The 14,389-nt window shown below is 63.4% G+C and carries 19 protein-coding genes and 2 tRNA genes; 18 read left to right on the forward strand and 3 right to left on the reverse strand.

Features of this window, described 5'->3' with window-relative positions; all coding sequences use genetic code 11:
* The first annotated feature begins 297 nt into the window (after window positions 1-297).
* Window positions 298-1,332: a UDP-glucose 4-epimerase GalE gene (gene galE, locus ACE04I_RS11080; protein ID WP_046794360.1), complete on the forward strand. Its 1,035-nt coding sequence runs from the start codon at window positions 298-300 to the stop codon at window positions 1,330-1,332.
* 6 nt (window positions 1,333-1,338) lie between these two features.
* On the opposite strand, the gene ACE04I_RS11085 is transcribed toward galE, so the two are convergent.
* Window positions 1,339-1,944, reverse strand: a complete 606-nt coding sequence (locus tag ACE04I_RS11085; RefSeq protein WP_046794206.1) for a TetR/AcrR family transcriptional regulator — start codon at window positions 1,942-1,944, stop codon at window positions 1,339-1,341.
* Window positions 1,945-2,049: 105 nt separating this feature from the next.
* Between ACE04I_RS11085 and ACE04I_RS11090 the strand changes: the two genes are divergently transcribed.
* On the forward strand, window positions 2,050-2,796 hold the full coding sequence (locus tag ACE04I_RS11090; RefSeq protein ID WP_046794207.1) for an SDR family NAD(P)-dependent oxidoreductase: 747 nt from the start codon (window positions 2,050-2,052) through the stop codon (window positions 2,794-2,796).
* A gap of 112 nt (window positions 2,797-2,908) precedes the next feature.
* Here ACE04I_RS11090 and ACE04I_RS11095 read toward each other — a convergent pair.
* Window positions 2,909-2,983, reverse strand: a tRNA-Thr gene (locus tag ACE04I_RS11095).
* A 158-nt stretch (window positions 2,984-3,141) separates the two neighbouring features.
* Between ACE04I_RS11095 and ACE04I_RS11100 the strand changes: the two genes are divergently transcribed.
* The 13 genes from ACE04I_RS11100 (at window position 3,142) to ACE04I_RS11160 (ending at window position 11,125) form a co-directional block, all read left to right on the forward strand.
* The gene (locus tag ACE04I_RS11100) at window positions 3,142-3,372 is read left to right on the forward strand and encodes a hypothetical protein (protein WP_137326651.1); all 231 of its coding nucleotides are present in this window, start codon (window positions 3,142-3,144) and stop codon (window positions 3,370-3,372) included.
* Between the two features lie 149 nt (window positions 3,373-3,521).
* Window positions 3,522-4,814 carry a UDP-N-acetylglucosamine 1-carboxyvinyltransferase gene (gene murA / locus ACE04I_RS11105; protein WP_046794209.1) on the forward strand — a complete coding sequence of 431 codons (1,293 nt, stop codon included), beginning with the start codon at window positions 3,522-3,524 and terminating at the stop codon, window positions 4,812-4,814.
* 134 nt (window positions 4,815-4,948) lie between these two features.
* Window positions 4,949-5,791 carry an oxidoreductase gene (locus ACE04I_RS11110; protein WP_046794210.1) on the forward strand — a complete coding sequence of 281 codons (843 nt, stop codon included), beginning with the start codon at window positions 4,949-4,951 and terminating at the stop codon, window positions 5,789-5,791.
* Window positions 5,792-5,889: 98 nt separating this feature from the next.
* Window positions 5,890-6,321 (forward strand): DUF2948 family protein, encoded by a 432-nt coding sequence (locus tag ACE04I_RS11115; RefSeq protein ID WP_046794211.1) that lies wholly within the window; start codon window positions 5,890-5,892, stop codon window positions 6,319-6,321.
* A gap of 45 nt (window positions 6,322-6,366) precedes the next feature.
* Complete coding sequence (gene hisD / locus ACE04I_RS11120; RefSeq protein WP_046794212.1) at window positions 6,367-7,665, forward strand: histidinol dehydrogenase; 1,299 nt, start codon at window positions 6,367-6,369, stop codon at window positions 7,663-7,665.
* 3 nt (window positions 7,666-7,668) lie between these two features.
* Window positions 7,669-8,142: a UPF0262 family protein gene (locus ACE04I_RS11125; RefSeq protein ID WP_046794213.1), complete on the forward strand. Its 474-nt coding sequence runs from the start codon at window positions 7,669-7,671 to the stop codon at window positions 8,140-8,142.
* Window positions 8,143-8,147: 5 nt separating this feature from the next.
* Window positions 8,148-8,627: an arsenate-mycothiol transferase ArsC gene (locus tag ACE04I_RS11130; RefSeq protein ID WP_046794214.1), complete on the forward strand. Its 480-nt coding sequence runs from the start codon at window positions 8,148-8,150 to the stop codon at window positions 8,625-8,627.
* A 120-nt stretch (window positions 8,628-8,747) separates the two neighbouring features.
* Complete coding sequence (gene infA / locus ACE04I_RS11135; RefSeq protein ID WP_004435948.1) at window positions 8,748-8,966, forward strand: translation initiation factor IF-1; 219 nt, start codon at window positions 8,748-8,750, stop codon at window positions 8,964-8,966.
* Between the two features lie 25 nt (window positions 8,967-8,991).
* Window positions 8,992-9,612, forward strand: a complete 621-nt coding sequence (locus ACE04I_RS11140; protein WP_046794215.1) for a Maf-like protein — start codon at window positions 8,992-8,994, stop codon at window positions 9,610-9,612.
* A 14-nt stretch (window positions 9,613-9,626) separates the two neighbouring features.
* The gene (gene yacG, locus ACE04I_RS11145; protein WP_046794216.1) at window positions 9,627-9,848 is read left to right on the forward strand and encodes a DNA gyrase inhibitor YacG; all 222 of its coding nucleotides are present in this window, start codon (window positions 9,627-9,629) and stop codon (window positions 9,846-9,848) included.
* Window positions 9,849-9,995: 147 nt separating this feature from the next.
* A tRNA-Phe gene (locus tag ACE04I_RS11150) sits at window positions 9,996-10,071 on the forward strand.
* Between the two features lie 143 nt (window positions 10,072-10,214).
* Window positions 10,215-10,580 (forward strand): hypothetical protein, encoded by a 366-nt coding sequence (locus ACE04I_RS11155; RefSeq protein WP_046794217.1) that lies wholly within the window; start codon window positions 10,215-10,217, stop codon window positions 10,578-10,580.
* Window positions 10,577-11,125 carry a hypothetical protein gene (locus tag ACE04I_RS11160; RefSeq protein WP_046794218.1) on the forward strand — a complete coding sequence of 183 codons (549 nt, stop codon included), beginning with the start codon at window positions 10,577-10,579 and terminating at the stop codon, window positions 11,123-11,125. The genes ACE04I_RS11155 and ACE04I_RS11160 overlap by 4 nt, the downstream gene beginning before the upstream one ends.
* 175 nt (window positions 11,126-11,300) lie before the next feature.
* Here ACE04I_RS11160 and ACE04I_RS11165 read toward each other — a convergent pair whose 3' ends face one another.
* Complete coding sequence (locus tag ACE04I_RS11165) at window positions 11,301-11,453, reverse strand: glycine zipper domain-containing protein (protein WP_170986305.1); 153 nt, start codon at window positions 11,451-11,453, stop codon at window positions 11,301-11,303.
* A 96-nt stretch (window positions 11,454-11,549) separates the two neighbouring features.
* Between ACE04I_RS11165 and ACE04I_RS11170 the strand changes: the two genes are divergently transcribed.
* The 3 genes from ACE04I_RS11170 (at window position 11,550) to ACE04I_RS11180 (ending at window position 14,389) form a co-directional block, all read left to right on the forward strand.
* Window positions 11,550-12,143, forward strand: coding sequence for a DNA-3-methyladenine glycosylase (locus ACE04I_RS11170; protein ID WP_046794361.1), 594 nt, complete (start codon window positions 11,550-11,552; stop codon window positions 12,141-12,143).
* A gap of 348 nt (window positions 12,144-12,491) precedes the next feature.
* Window positions 12,492-14,096, forward strand: coding sequence for a globin-coupled sensor protein (locus tag ACE04I_RS11175; RefSeq protein ID WP_487207043.1), 1,605 nt, complete (start codon window positions 12,492-12,494; stop codon window positions 14,094-14,096).
* Window positions 14,096-14,389 carry an STAS domain-containing protein gene (locus tag ACE04I_RS11180; protein ID WP_046794220.1) on the forward strand — a complete coding sequence of 98 codons (294 nt, stop codon included), beginning with the start codon at window positions 14,096-14,098 and terminating at the stop codon, window positions 14,387-14,389. The genes ACE04I_RS11175 and ACE04I_RS11180 overlap by 1 nt, the downstream gene beginning before the upstream one ends.

The raw sequence follows: 14,389 nt of genomic DNA on the forward strand, positions 1-14,389 counted from the left end.
TCCGCCGCGTCCCGAAGGGATATGGTGAAAATCGCCCATTTCCGCGTCGCCAAATCTCGACGGGGTTGAGCCCCGCCATCGATTTGCCTCCTAGAACTGAACGATTTTCCCTCATACCGCGCTCCAAACTCTAATTGAGTTTTGACCCTAGGGCGGATCGCTAAAATCCGAACGATTCCGGAAATCGGCGGTTAGCCCTGCCTTCAGATATACTTGAGCGGCACCCGCCGGAGTAATCATTGCTGCACGGACCGCATGCTTCGATGCCTCGACGACAAGAGGCGGGGAAGCATCGAAATGGCGGTTCTGGTTACCGGAGGCGCGGGTTACATCGGCAGTCACATGGCCTGGGCATTGCTGGATGCCGGCGAGGAAGTGGTCGTGCTCGACCGGCTCTCCACCGGCTTTCGCTGGGCGGTGCCCGCGGAAGCGCGCTTCTATCTCGGCGATGTCGGCGATCGCGAGGTCCTGAACCGGATATTTACGGAGAACGGGATCGACGCGATCCTGCATTTCGCAGGCTCCATCGTCGTTCCGCAGTCGGTCGCCCAGCCGCTCGACTATTATGAGAACAATACCGGCAACACCCGTCTTCTGGCGGCCGCCGCCGTCGAGGCCGGCATCCGCCACTTCGTCTTCTCCTCGACCGCCGCCGTCTACGGCGACCAGAAGGACGACGCCCCGGTGCTGGAAAGCGCGCCGCTTCTTCCCAAGAACCCTTACGGCCAATCGAAGCTGATGTCCGAGCTGATGCTGCGCGATGCGGCCCAGGCCCATGATTTCCGCTTCGTGGCGCTGCGCTATTTCAACGTGGCGGGCGCCGATCCGGTCGGCCGCACGGGACTTTCCACGGAAGGCGCCACCCATCTCCTCAAGATCGCCTGCGAGGCGGCGCTCGGGAAACGTCGCGGCGTGGATGTCTACGGCACGGATTATCCGACGCCGGACGGCACCGGCATCCGCGACTATATCCACGTCGCCGACCTCGTGAACGCACATCTGAAGGCGTTGAGCTATCTGCGGCGCGGCGGCGAGCCGCTGGTCGCCAATTGCGGCTATGGCCGGGGCTATTCCGTGCTGGAAGTGCTGGAGGCGGTGATGAAGGGCGCGGGCCGCAAGTTCGAAATCCGCTATGGGCCGCGCCGTCCGGGCGATGCGGCGAGCGTGGTGGCGAATTCCACCCTGGCCCGCCGCCTGCTCGACTGGACGCCGCGTCATGACGATCTCGATTTTATCGTCGAAACGGCGATCGCCTGGGAGAAGGGTCTGGCGGCGAAAAAGGCCGAAGATCTCAGGACGCTTCAGAACCGGCTCGCCTCGGCGAGGTTCTGAGGGGCGTCACCTGCCGGTCAGGGCGTCGAAGGCCGCCATGGCGCCATCGGCCACATGCTTGAGCGCCCTGTAATCTCCCCCGTCACGGGCGAGGATGGACATTCCGTTCTGCACGGTTGCGTAGAAGGTCGCGATCGCTTCCGCGTCGATCGACGCAGGCAATTCCCCCTCCGCCACGGCGCGCTGCAACCGTTGGCGGAGTTTCACGATGCTGTCCGCGCGATGCTTGCAAAACGCGCCGCAGATCGGCTTCGTCACTTCGCCGGAATGTAGGCCGCCGAGTGCGATCAAACAGCCGTGCGGCTGGTTCGGCTGCGAATAAGCCTTAGCTGTCGCGAGCAGAAAGCCGTTCAGGGCTTCCTTGATGGTCGCAATGGTCTCCAGCGAGGACCAGATTTCCATGCCGATGGTGCGGCTATAGAGTTCCATCACTTCCAGATAGAGCGCTTCCTTGCACCCGAATGCGGCATAGAGGCTGGGCGGATTGATGCCCATGGCGGCGGTGAGGTCCGCCAGAGACGCGCCTTCATATCCCTTCTCCCAAAAGACCTGCATCGCGCTCTCCAGCGCGGCGTTACGGTCGAAACTGCGGGGACGGCCTCTTTCGGGCATGGCTCAGCTCTTTTTTGTAATGAGCGATAAATAAATCTCTTGACGCGGTCTGGCAAGCGCTACAGTTAATTATGTATTGCTCACTACAAAAAAAGGAAGTTTTGCATGACCTCGATCAACTTGGATGGCAAGGTTGCCCTCGTGACCGGCGGCAGCCGGGGCATCGGCGCGGCGATCGCCAAAAGGCTTGCGGCAGAGGGTGCCACGGTGGCGCTGACCTATGTGAATTCAGCAGACAAGGCGGAGCAGGTGGTCCGCGAAATCGAGAAGGCGGGCGGTCGCGCGGCTGCGATCCGGGCGGACAACCGTGAGGCCGAAGCGATCGAACAGGCGGTCCGCAAGACGGTCGAGACCTTCGGCAAACTGGATATTCTGGTAAACAGCGCCGGCATCTGGCACGCCGCGCCGCTCGGAGAAACGAGCGTTGCGGATTTCGATGAAGTGATGGCCGTCAACCTGCGTGCGCCTTTCGTGGCCGTTCGCGCGGCGGCGGGCCACCTTGGCGAAGGCGGGCGGATCATCTCGATCGGCAGCAATCTGGCCGAACTGGTGCCCTGGCCGGGCATCAGCCTCTACTCGGCGAGCAAGGCCGCGCTGATCGGCCTGACGAAGGGGCTGGCGCGAGACCTCGGCCCGCGCGGCATCACGGTCAACGTCGTCCATCCCGGTTCGACGAATACCGACATGAACCCCGCAGGCGGCGATCATTCCGAACCGCAGCGGGAGCGTATCGCGACCGGCAGCTTCGGCGAGCCGGAGGATATTGCCGGCCTGGTCGCCTGGCTCGCTGGGCCTGAAGGAAAATTCGTCTCCGGCGCATCGCTGACCATAGACGGCGGCGCCAACGCCTGATCGGATTGGACCACGGCCGCCTCGCGCGGCCGTGGTTTTTTGCGGCAAGACGCAATGGTTCCACAGCCCGGATGACTTGCTGGAGCGGAACATGGAAGGGGATAGGAAAAAATGGTGCTGCTAGAGAGATTTGAACTCTCGGCCTCTCCCTTACCAAGGGAGTGCTCTACCCCTGAGCTATAGCAGCTTCGGCCTCGCCCGGATCGGGGCGTGTCGTCAGGCGAGGGGGCTATTGCCATAGCTTGGCGGAGAGCGCAAGCCGCAAATTGGAAGTTATTTTGATGAGGCGCGGGAAAACCCGCATGGCACTTTGAGAAATCCGGTTTTTTCGCTAAGGAAAGAGGCATGGTGAAAGACGACGAGACGAAGATTTCCGAGGCTGAGGGCGGTCATTCCGGCGATCGGGAAGCGCGGCGGCGCGCGGCGGACGAACGCGAGCAGGCCCGCAAGGCGCGCGCCTCCGCAAAGCTTCGGGAAAACCTCCAGCGACGCAAAGGCCAGGCCCGCGCCCGCCGCGCCGGCGAGGCCGATATGGCGAACGGGCTTCCTGCCGCAAAAACGGACGAATCATCCTGACCAATGCCGGCCACCACCAGAACTGCCCATTCATACCTCCTGTTAACCTGGATCATCAAAGATTGATGCCGCGCGGGAATTCGTCTAAGGACGCCCTTTCCTTTCGCGCTCGACAAGAAAGAGAGGCGGGCCCCGCCCGTTGAACCCCCATGGATCGCATCAGAATTACCGGCGGCAACCAACTTAACGGCACGATCCCGATCTCGGGCGCCAAGAACGCGGCGCTGCCCTTGATGATTGCCTCGCTTTTGACGAGCGATACGCTGACGCTCGAAAACGTGCCGCATCTTGCCGATGTCGAGCTGCTTTTGCGCATCCTCGGCAATCACGGCGTCGATTTCACCGTCAACGGCCGCCGCGAAAACCAGAGCGGCAGCTATGCCCGCACCATCCACTTCACCTGCCGCACCATCGCCGATACGACCGCGCCCTATGCGCTGGTTTCGAAGATGCGCGCGAGCTTCTGGGTGATCGGCCCGCTTCTGGCCCGCGAGGGCAGGGCGCGCGTTTCGCTGCCCGGCGGCTGCGCCATCGGCACGCGTCCGGTCGATCTCTTCCTTGAAGGCCTGCAGGCGCTGGGCGCCGAGATCGAGATCGACGGCGGCTATGTGAACGCCACCGCTCCCAAGGGTGGCCTCACCGGTGGGCGCTACACGTTCCCGAAGGTTTCGGTCGGCGCCACCCATGTGCTGCTGATGGCGGCGACGCTCGCCAACGGCACGACGGTGATCGAAAATGCCGCCCGCGAGCCGGAAGTGGTCGATCTCGCCCGCTGCCTCACCTCCATGGGAGCGAAGATCGAAGGCGCCGGCACGAGCACGATCACCATCGAGGGCGTTCCCTCGCTTTCCGGCGCGCGCCACCGCGTGCTGCCCGATCGCATCGAGACCGGCACCTATGCCATGGCGGTTGCCATGGCCGGCGGCGACGTGACGCTCGAGGGCACGAATGCGACGCTTCTCGACAGCGCGCTCGGCACGCTGCGGCAGGCCGGCGCCCACATCACCGAAACGGAAAGCGGGCTGCGCATCGTGCGCAACGGCAATGGCATCCAGCCGGTCGACATCACGACCGAGCCTTTCCCGGGCTTCCCGACGGACCTGCAGGCGCAGTTCATGGCGCTGATGACCCGCTCTTCGGGCGTTTCCAATATCACCGAGACGATCTTCGAGAACCGCTTCATGCATGTGCAGGAGCTTGCCCGCCTCGGCGCGAAGATTTCGCTTTCAGGCCAGACGGCCCGCGTCGAGGGTGTCGCGCGGCTGAAGGGCGCGCCCGTGATGGCGACCGACCTGCGCGCCTCCGTATCGCTGGTGATCGCCGGCCTTGCCGCGGAAGGCGAGACCATGGTCAACCGCGTCTACCATCTCGATCGCGGTTTCGAGCGTCTGGAAGAGAAGCTCACCCGTTGCGGCGCTGTCGTCGAACGCGTCAGCGACTGACCACCTCCTCAGAGGACGTTTAAAGTAACAGGACGGCGAGGCGATGCCTTGCCGTCCTTTTTTGCGTTCCTATCTTTCCCGTATCTCACCTGCCATTCCCTTCTCGATCCGCCCCCTCGTACGGAGAATCTCCCATGACTGACGTTTCCGCACCCGTCTGGTTCATCACCGGCTGCTCCACCGGCTTCGGCCGGGAACTGGCGAAGCTCACGATCGCCCGAGGCTGGCCGACAGTGGTGACCGCGCGCGACAAAAGCCGTGTCGCCGATCTTGCAGAAGGCAGCGGGAATGCGCTGGCCCTCGATCTCGACGTCACGAATGCCGGCGAGATCGCCGCGGCGGCGAAGGCCGCCGAGGAAAAGTTCGGCCGTATCGACGTTCTGGTGAACAATGCCGGCTACGGCTACCAGGCGGCGCTCGAGGAGGGCGAAGAAGATGAGATCCGCGCCCAGTTCGATGCCAACGTTTTCGGACTTTTCGCCATGACGCGCGCCGTGCTGCCGGGCATGCGGGCGCGCCGGCGCGGCCACGTCATCAACATCACCTCGCAGGCCGGCTTCATCGGTTTTGCCGGCTCCGGCTATTACGCGGCGAGCAAGCATGCCGTCGAAGGCTTTTCCGATGCGCTTGCCGCCGAGGGCGCGCCGATCGGCATCAAGGTGACCTGCGTGGAGCCGGGCCCGTTCCGCACCGACTGGGCCGGCCGCTCGCTGAGGCAGACGCCGAGCCGCATTACCGAATATGCCGAGACCGCCGGTGCGCGGTTGAAATCCACTGCCGAGATCAGCGGCAGGCAGGCGGGCGATCCGGTTCGCGCCGGCGAGGCGATCATCGCGGCGGCCGAGGCGGAGAACCCGCCCCGCCATCTGGTGCTCGGCGCGATCGCCTATAACGGCGTCACGCAGAAGCTGAAGGAGAGGCTGGCGCAGATCGAGGCTTGGAAGGAAACCAGCATTTCCGCCGATTTTCCGAGTTGAGCGGAAACAACCGGTTGTTGCTTCTTTGCGGTCGGCATCCTATTTCCAGCATGTAATCTTTCGGCGCGGGACACGCGCCATCACTGGAAAGCGAAACGATGACCGAGCTGAAGCTGCTGGCCCTGGACAAGGACGACCTGGAGATCATTTCCGCCCATATGCAGGATAGTGTCTTCAAAGTGGGCGACGTGCATTGGTCGCCCGCAAGCCGGTCGTTCTCGTTCGAGGCCAACCGCTTCGTCTGGGAAAACGCCGGGGGCCGGCGCAAGACCTATGAGCGGCGGCGCGGCGCGCTCGTCTTCAAGCGCGTGGAGGCCGTGCGCTCGACCGGCATCGACCCCAAGAAGAAGGAGGAGGTGCTCTCCCTTCTCGCCATCCGCTTCGTCCAGAAGGGCGAAGGGCCGGAAGGCACGGTGGAACTGATCCTCGCCGGCACCGCCACGATAGCGCTCGATGTCGAATGTCTCGAAGTAGCGCTTGCAGATATCGGCGGCGCATGGGAAACGGCCTCGAGGCCGCGTCACCCGTAAGGATCCGGCCGGCATCAAGGTTTTCGAACTGGAAGGATTATCTCCTTGGCGATCTGGCTGGAGCAGGCAGCGGAAGACTTCGAGGCGCGGTTTTCCGCTTTTCTTTCGACGAAGCGTGAGGTTTCGGAAGATGTGAACGCCGTGGTGCGGGCCATCATCGATGATGTGCGGGCGCGCGGCGACCAGGCCCTCATCGATTATTCCGCCCGTTTCGAAGGCATAGACCTCGGCAATGCCGGCATTCGCGTCAGCGATGCGGAAATCGATGCCGCTGTGGCCGAGACGGACCCGAAGGTGCTCGACGCCCTGAAGTTCGCCGCTGCGCGTATCGAGAAGCACCATGCCCGGCAGATGCCGAAGGACGATATCTACGAGGACGCGATCGGCGTGGGGCTCGGCTCCCGCTGGACGGCGATCGAGGCGGTCGGTCTCTACGTGCCGGGCGGCACGGCGAGCTATCCGAGCTCGGTGCTGATGAACGCCGTGCCGGCGAGCGTCGCCGGCGTGCCGCGCGTCGTCATGGTCGTGCCGGCCGGCGGCGGGCGCATCAATCCCGCCGTGCTTGCGGCGGCCCGGATTGCCGGGGTGAGCGAAATCTACCGCATCGGCGGCGCGCAGGCGGTCGCAGCCCTTGCCTATGGCACGGAGACCATCGCTCCGGTCGCCAAGATCGTCGGGCCGGGCAATGCCTATGTCGCGGCCGCCAAGCGGCAGGTCTTCGGCACGGTCGGGATCGACATGATCGCCGGGCCCTCCGAAGTGCTGGTGATAGCGGACAAGGAAAACGATCCGGACTGGATCGCCGCCGATCTGCTCGCCCAGGCCGAGCACGATGCCGGCGCGCAGTCGATCCTCATGACCGATGACGCGGCGTTCGGCAAATCCGTGGAAGCCGCGGTCGAGCGGCAGTTGAAGACGCTTTCGCGGTCTGAAACGGCATCGGCAAGCTGGCGGGATTTCGGTGCCGTCATCCTCGTGCCGGAACTTTCGGCCGCTCTGCCGCTCGCAAACCGTATCGCGGCCGAGCACCTGGAGCTCGCGGTTGCCGATCCCGATGCGCTGATGCCGGGCATCCGAAACGCAGGCGCGATCTTCATCGGCCGGCATACGCCCGAGGTCATCGGCGATTATGTGGGCGGCTCGAACCACGTGCTGCCGACGGCGCGCTCGGCCCGGTTCTCCTCCGGGCTTTCGGTGCTCGATTTCGTCAAGCGCACTTCCATCCTGCGGCTGGGCCCCGACCAGCTCCGCGAACTTGCACCCGCGGCGATCACGCTCGCTCATTCCGAAGGGCTCGATGCCCATGCGCGCTCGGTGGCGATCCGGCTGAACGATGGGAGTTGACGGATGGGCCGGCCGGACTTCCGTCTCTGCGAGGTCGTTCTGGACGATTCCATCGGGCGTTCGACCCCCGATGTCGAGCATGAGCGGGCGGTTGCCATCTTCGACCTCGTCGAGGAAAACTCCTTCGAGCCGATCGGCCATTCCGGCGGGCCCTACCGGCTGAGGCTTTCGCTGGTGGATTCCAAGCTGATGTTCGGCATCACCACGCAGGCGGATGAGGACGTCGCCACCCATATCCTGTCGCTCACGCCCTTCCGGCGGATCATCAAGGACTACTTCATGATCTGCGAGAGCTATTACGAGGCGATCCGCTCGGCCACCCCGAGCCGCATCGAGGCGATCGACATGGGCCGGCGCGGCATCCACAACGAAGGTTCCCGGACGCTGATGGACCGGCTCGACGGCAAGATCCGCATCGATTTCGACACGGCGCGGCGGCTGTTCACGCTGGTCTGCGTGCTCTATTGGCGGGGGTAGCGGCCGTGGAGGAGTTTCCCGCCTCGCAAGCGAACAGCGGCAGGCCGGGCGCCATCCTCTTCCTGTGCGGCTGGAACGTCATTCGTTCGCCGATGGCGGAGGTCATTGCAAAACGGATCCTGCCACCCGATATCTATGTTCGTTCCGCAGGCGTGAGATCCGGCGAGCGCGACGCTTTCGTGGATGTCGTGCTGGAGGAGATCGGCCTTTCGCTCGGCCGTCATCACCCGCAGACGCTGGAAGAGCTCGAGGACGATTTCTTCGATCTCATCGTGACGCTGACCCCGGAAGCCCATCATGCGGCGCTGGAGCTGACGCGCTCCAGCGCGGTCGATGTCGTCTACTGGCCGACCATGGACCCGACGGCGGCAACAGGCAGCCGCGAACAGATGCTGGATGCCTACCGGGAGGTGCGCGACCACCTCTGGCGCCTGGTGGACGAGCGGCTTGGCGGAGGGCATCGGCACCCCGCGGAGACGGCCTGAACGGAATCGCAAATATGCGAGTTCACAAAGCGGACATGATTGTGTAGTTTCCGCGCAAATTTACGGGCGGCGGTCTCGATGACCCCGCCCGAAAACCAACCATAGGAAGAAAACCCTTAGATGGCTAAAGAAGAAGTCCTCGAATTCCCGGGCGTCGTGACGGAACTGCTGCCCAATGCGACGTTCCGCGTGAAGCTCGAAAACGAACATGAGATTATCGCACATACCGCCGGCCGCATGCGCAAGAACCGCATCCGCGTTCTCGCCGGCGACAAGGTCCTGGTCGAGATGACGCCCTACGACCTGACCAAGGGCCGCATCACCTACCGCTTCAAGTAAGCCCGGCTAGCGGCAAGGCCTCCTCATGGCGCTGGAACAAAAGCTTATCCTGGCCTCCGGTTCGCCGCGCCGCCTCGACCTTCTCAATCAGGCGGGCATCAAGCCGGCAAAGCTGATGCCGATGGATATCGACGAGACGCCGAAGCGGTCCGAGCATCCGCGCTCGCTCGCTCGCCGCCTCTCGACCGAGAAGGCGGAAGCGGCGCTCGCCGCGTTGCGGGACGATCCGGCCTGGCGTCACAGCTATGTCCTGTCCGCCGATACGGTAGTCGCGGTCGGCCGGCGTATTCTCGAGAAGACCGAATATACCGACGAGGCGCACGCAGCGCTGCATCTCCTCTCCGGGCGCGGCCACTGGGTCTATACCGGCATCTGCCTGGTCACCCCCGGCGGCAAGTTCCGCCAGAAGGTCGTGCAGACCAAGGTTCGCTTCAAAAGGCTTTCCAGCGGCGAGATCGAGAACTATATCGCGTCTGGACAATGGCGCGGCAAGGCGGGAGCCTATGCGATCCAGGGGATCGCCGGCTCCTTCGTTCAGAAGCTCGTGGGTTCCTATACGAACGTCGTCGGGCTGCCGCTTTACGAAGTGATGGCGCTGCTGGCCGGTGAAGGCTTCGACGTGGCGGCGGGCTGGCCGGAAGGATAAATAAGGTCCTAACCATGGCACAACCGATCAAGACAGGCGGCAAGGTGGAGCCGCTTCGCAAGACCAGGCCCTGCCCGGAATGCGGCAAGCCTTCGGCGCGCGACCACTATCCTTTCTGCTCCGACCGCTGCCGCACGCTCGATCTTTCGCGCTGGCTGAAGGGCTCCTATGCCATTCCCGTGGCGGAAGACGAGACCAAGGCCGAACCCTCCGACGACGAGCGGCGCGACGGCTGATTTTGCTGGCGAATTCGCGATTTTTGCAAACCTGTCAAAAAAGTCGGTTTCGGTGCTGGACAAGGGCGAGCAAGATGCTATAACCCCGCTCGCTTCCGGGGGAGACTACCCCCGCCGGCCTTGCCGGAAGGCTTTTCAAGCCTCGATGCCCGGATAGCTCAGTTGGTAGAGCAGCGGATTGAAAATCCGCGTGTCGGTGGTTCAAATCCGCCTCCGGGCACCATTTTTCCAGTCAAATGCTAGGAAGATTTCCAACCCAGCAATGGGTTTTTTCGCATTGCGCTGTGGCGCGCTTTGCTCCCCTTGATTTTCCTCGGTTTCTCGCCACACTCGGCAACCCTAAGTAACATGCGGAGCGGGAGCAGTATGGCAGATTATCGCGAAATCTCACAGGAGTACGCCCAGCAGGGCATTAAAGGAGCCTTTCTGCTCAATGGCGGCGCAGCGGTGGCGCTTCTGAGCCAGGCTGCCGACCTAAAAGCTAACGGTCTCGCATCATCCGTCTCTGGCGGTCTGCAAATATGGGCGCTCGGGACTGCACTCGCAGCCGCAACTTGGGTTCTCGCATTCCTTTCGACGCGGTACGTGGATAAGAGCGAACGCGAAGCCGATAAGAAAGGCGGACACTTAAGGATTTCGGATGGGCTCATGCTTGCCGGCATAATCACAGTCGGCCTTTCGATCTTATTCTTTTTGCTCGGGTGCATAGTTTTGGCGAGTGCATTCGCATGACTGAGCATCGCAAATTAACATCGACCGATTCAGAAGATCCCGATAACTCCGTCTTTGTCGCAAAATGGACTGATCCCGACCGTCGCGAGCGGTGGCAGTATTATACTCGTGAGAAATACGAGTTTTTCAAATCGGCTCGTGAGATGATGTTCAAAGCTAACATCGATTATGGGAAGTGGCTTCTTGCATCAGGGTTGGCCGTGCATGGCGGCGCGATCTACGCGATAAACCTACTCAAGGACCCTACTCGGCCCGACTTGCTGATTGCGTTGCTTCAGGCCGCGAAATGGAATGTCGCCGGCATTGTCTTCGTTCTGACAGCGGGTTTTGCCGCATGGATCAATTTTCAAGCCGCCGCGAATATATACCACGATTGGGCGGACCCGCGAATGGTTCACCGCACAGACTACTTCCCTAGCCGCGACTCACAGAAGCGCGATGTTGTGGGTGCTACCCGAGTCTTTGCTATGGGGATGGGTTTCCTGTCGCTTTGGGCTTTGGTGGCTAGCGCCGCGAATGTCTTCTCTGCTCTCGGGCCGAAGTAAATGAGATGACGAAATTGTCCGAAAGGAAGACAATTAAAACCAGGCAGATATGCTTGCTGATCGCGGCCCGCAACCTGCGCCGCTAGAGGCGCAGTCCGAAGTGGATCGATCTTCTCGCCGATCATCTCTGGTTAAGTGCGGGGGCGCTTCGTGGTCGCGCGATCCGGCCGCAAAGCTACCCATCCCCCTTACCCTGCCACGCGAGCCGCATGGCGATCGCGAGCGCAAGGCCGATGCCTATTCCCATGCCGATATTGTCCATCGCCGCGCCGATCGCGACCCCGAGCACGATGCCGAGGAGGACGGGAATGCCGTTCTTCTTCTCCATGGGGCAATCATAGCGGCGGAATGCGTCGGGCCCATGGCCTGCTCGGTAGGCTCTACAGAACTTGCCGGCTCTCTGGTCTTCCCGTAAGTCATGGCCATGAGCGACAAGGCTAAAGCATCGCGGCAGGGCGGGTTCTTCGAGCGGAGCGCCGTCGAGGTGGCGCGCGACCTGATTGGGGCCGAACTCGAATTCGATGGCGCCGGCGGCATTATCGTCGAGACCGAGGCCTATGAGCCGGACGATCCGGCTTCCCACAGTTTTCGCGGGCCGACGCCCCGCAACCGCACCATGTTCGGGCCGGCGGGCCATGTCTATGTCTATCGCTCCTACGGCATCCACTGGTGCGTGAACCTCGTCTGCCGTCCGGGCAGCGCGGTCCTCATCCGCGCCCTGGAGCCGGTCTGGGGGATTGCCGCGATGGAAGCGCGCCGGGGCCGTTCCGATCCGCTTCTGCTCTCAGCCGGTCCGGGGCGGGTCTGCCAGGCGCTCGGCATCACCGGGGGGCACGATGGGCTTTCCCTCTTTAAGCCGCCGTTCCGCTTCAGGCCGGCGGAAGAAGCGCCGCTGGTCGTCACCGGCAGGCGGATCGGCATCAGCCAGGCGGTCGATCTGCCCTGGCGCTTCGGCCTTGCCGGTTCCGTGCATGTGAGCAAGCGGTTCGCCTTAGAGGCGAAACGGAAGAAGGCCTGACGCCTCGGTGCTCCCGTCCGTGCGATTACGGAGCAAAAGCCGCTGCCGGCGGACGCTCCATTAACCTTCGAGCAAGGAATTAACCATACAAATTGGGGACCACGGCGAAATGGGGCGACTGCCGTCTCCCTCAGGCATGAAGCCGCACTGCCGTACCGGTTTCGATCCGGTATCCGCTCATGACAATCCAGCAAAAGACTGCGGTCGTCGCGCCGCCGACGCGAGGCGTCGGACCGCGCGGGGCACCCCGCATTCCTCGTGCCTGGCTGGCAGGGGCTCTTTCTCGCCGATCCTCCAGGGGAGGTAGGCCCATGATTTTGGGGATGGATTTTGGGGCAGGAAACGCCATTGGATCAGGCGCGGCGGGCGCAGGCGGGCAGCCTGGGCGAGCGGCTGGCTTTTGCCGGCCTCGACGGCGAGTTCTGCGATCTCCTGCGGCGCTTCCGCCCGATGCTGGAACCGCATCTGAAGGCCGGGCTTCGCGACCTTTTCCAGCGTTACCAGTCTTCCCCGGAAGCGGCCCGCAATTTCCAGAGCGAGAACCAGGTCGACCGGCTCCACGATCTCCAGGCCTCCCATTGGAGCGTGCTGACCGACGCGCGCTTCGACGCGCTCTATGCCGAGCGCGTGAAGATGCTTTCCGATACGGAAAGCCGCATGGGGCTCGATCCGCGCTGGCATGTGGCGGGTCATGCCGTGGTGCTCGAACATCTGATTTCCGGCGCGCTTTCCGAGATCGGCGGAAAGGCGATGCTGCCGGCGGCGCGCCGCCGAGAGCGCGAGATCATGGAACTGGTCAGCGCCGTCATTCGCCTGGTGATGGTGGATGTCGAGATCGCCGTTTCGCTGCGTTTCAACGAACAGCGCCAGAAGCATCAGCGCGCGCTTGCCGAGCAGCGCGAGGCCGACCAGGTGGAAGTGGTGCAGCTCTTCTCGGGCGTGGCCGCCTCGCTTGCCGAGCGGGACCTTACGGTAACCGCTCCGGTGGATGTCCCGGAAGCCTATGGCGAACTTGCAGCGCTTCTTGGCCAGGCCGTGGAGACCATGCGCACCTCCGTCGAGCGGGCGGAAACGCAGGGGAGGGAGGCGGCAGGCCTTTCCGAAACGCTGGGCCGGGATGCGCGCACCTTCGCCGCCGCTTCCGTCGAGCACGCAGATCGCCTTGAGGAGGCAGCGCGCCAGCTCACGGCGATCACCGGCAAGGTGAGGGAAAGCGCTGCCGAAACCGCGGCGGCGGAAAAAGCGGCCGCGGCGACGCGCCGCTCCGTCGAACAAAGCGGTGAAGTGGTGGGACGCGCGATCAACGCCATGGCGGATATCGAAGCCTCCGCGGAAAAGATCGGCCAGATCATCGGTTCCATCGACGAGATCGCTTTCCAGACCAATCTCCTGGCGTTGAACGCCGGCATCGAGGCTGCCCGCGCGGGCGAAAGCGGCCGCGGCTTTGCCGTCGTCGCCCAGGAAGTGCGCGCGCTCGCGCAGCGCTCGGCGGAAGCCGCCCGCGAGATCAAGTCGCTGGTCAACGGCACCAAGACGCAGGTCGATGCGGGCGTGGAAATGGTCCACCGCACGCAGGATGCCATCGGCGGTATCGTCCGGCAGGTTTCCGAAATCAACGATGCCATCGCCGGCATCGCCCGCGAAAGCGGAGAGCAGGCCGCCGGTCTGGACCGGGTGAGCGCCGAAATCGGCGTGATCGGTGAGGGTGTCGCCGCGAATGCCGGCATCGCTTCCCGCGCGGGAGGGGGCGCCGACGAGCTGCACAGCGTGATCGTCGAGCTCGGCCGCACGATCCGCGAGTTCCGCATCGAAAGACAGACCCGCTACCAGTCGGATGCGCCTCGGCCGCCGGCCATGAAAGCCTCGCCGTCCCTCGTTGCAATCGGCTCCTCGGCCGGCGCGCGTTTCGGCGAGGACGAGTTCGAAATGCACAAGCGACAGGGAATGAGCTGATGGCGAGCAATAAGCCTGCACCGGGGAGCTTGAAGCTTTCCCCGATACTGGACCTGAACGAGGCTTCCGTGCTGCACGGCAAGCTGATGTCCATGCGCGGAAGCGACGTCGTCATCGACGCTTCGGACGTGGAACGCGCCGGCGTGCAATGCGCGCAGGTGCTTGTCGCCGCGGCCAGGGCCTGGGCGGCGGATGGAAAGTCTTTCCTGGTCGAGAGTGCCTCGGATGCCTTCGACAAGACGGCGCGGCTCATCGGCATCGATGCCAAGCAATTGGTTGCTAAGGAGATTTGA

It is taken from the genome of Rhizobium moroccans (genome assembly GCF_057559155.1).

Coding starts and splice junctions, on each gene's coding strand:
- galE (WP_046794360.1), top strand. CDS start 298: ATGGCGGTTCTGGTTACCGGAGGCGCGGGTTACATCGGCAGTCACATG.
- murA (WP_046794209.1), top strand. CDS start 3,522: ATGGATCGCATCAGAATTACCGGCGGCAACCAACTTAACGGCACGATC.
- yacG (WP_046794216.1), top strand. CDS start 9,627: ATGGCACAACCGATCAAGACAGGCGGCAAGGTGGAGCCGCTTCGCAAG.
- ACE04I_RS11165 (WP_170986305.1), bottom strand. CDS start 11,453: ATGGAGAAGAAGAACGGCATTCCCGTCCTCCTCGGCATCGTGCTCGGG.
- ACE04I_RS11110 (WP_046794210.1), top strand. CDS start 4,949: ATGACTGACGTTTCCGCACCCGTCTGGTTCATCACCGGCTGCTCCACC.
- ACE04I_RS11125 (WP_046794213.1), top strand. CDS start 7,669: ATGGGCCGGCCGGACTTCCGTCTCTGCGAGGTCGTTCTGGACGATTCC.
- ACE04I_RS11140 (WP_046794215.1), top strand. CDS start 8,992: ATGGCGCTGGAACAAAAGCTTATCCTGGCCTCCGGTTCGCCGCGCCGC.
- ACE04I_RS11100 (WP_137326651.1), top strand. CDS start 3,142: ATGGTGAAAGACGACGAGACGAAGATTTCCGAGGCTGAGGGCGGTCAT.
- ACE04I_RS11090 (WP_046794207.1), top strand. CDS start 2,050: ATGACCTCGATCAACTTGGATGGCAAGGTTGCCCTCGTGACCGGCGGC.
- ACE04I_RS11085 (WP_046794206.1), bottom strand. CDS start 1,944: ATGCCCGAAAGAGGCCGTCCCCGCAGTTTCGACCGTAACGCCGCGCTG.
- infA (WP_004435948.1), top strand. CDS start 8,748: ATGGCTAAAGAAGAAGTCCTCGAATTCCCGGGCGTCGTGACGGAACTG.
- ACE04I_RS11180 (WP_046794220.1), top strand. CDS start 14,096: ATGGCGAGCAATAAGCCTGCACCGGGGAGCTTGAAGCTTTCCCCGATA.
- ACE04I_RS11155 (WP_046794217.1), top strand. CDS start 10,215: ATGGCAGATTATCGCGAAATCTCACAGGAGTACGCCCAGCAGGGCATT.
- ACE04I_RS11170 (WP_046794361.1), top strand. CDS start 11,550: ATGAGCGACAAGGCTAAAGCATCGCGGCAGGGCGGGTTCTTCGAGCGG.
- ACE04I_RS11160 (WP_046794218.1), top strand. CDS start 10,577: ATGACTGAGCATCGCAAATTAACATCGACCGATTCAGAAGATCCCGAT.
- ACE04I_RS11115 (WP_046794211.1), top strand. CDS start 5,890: ATGACCGAGCTGAAGCTGCTGGCCCTGGACAAGGACGACCTGGAGATC.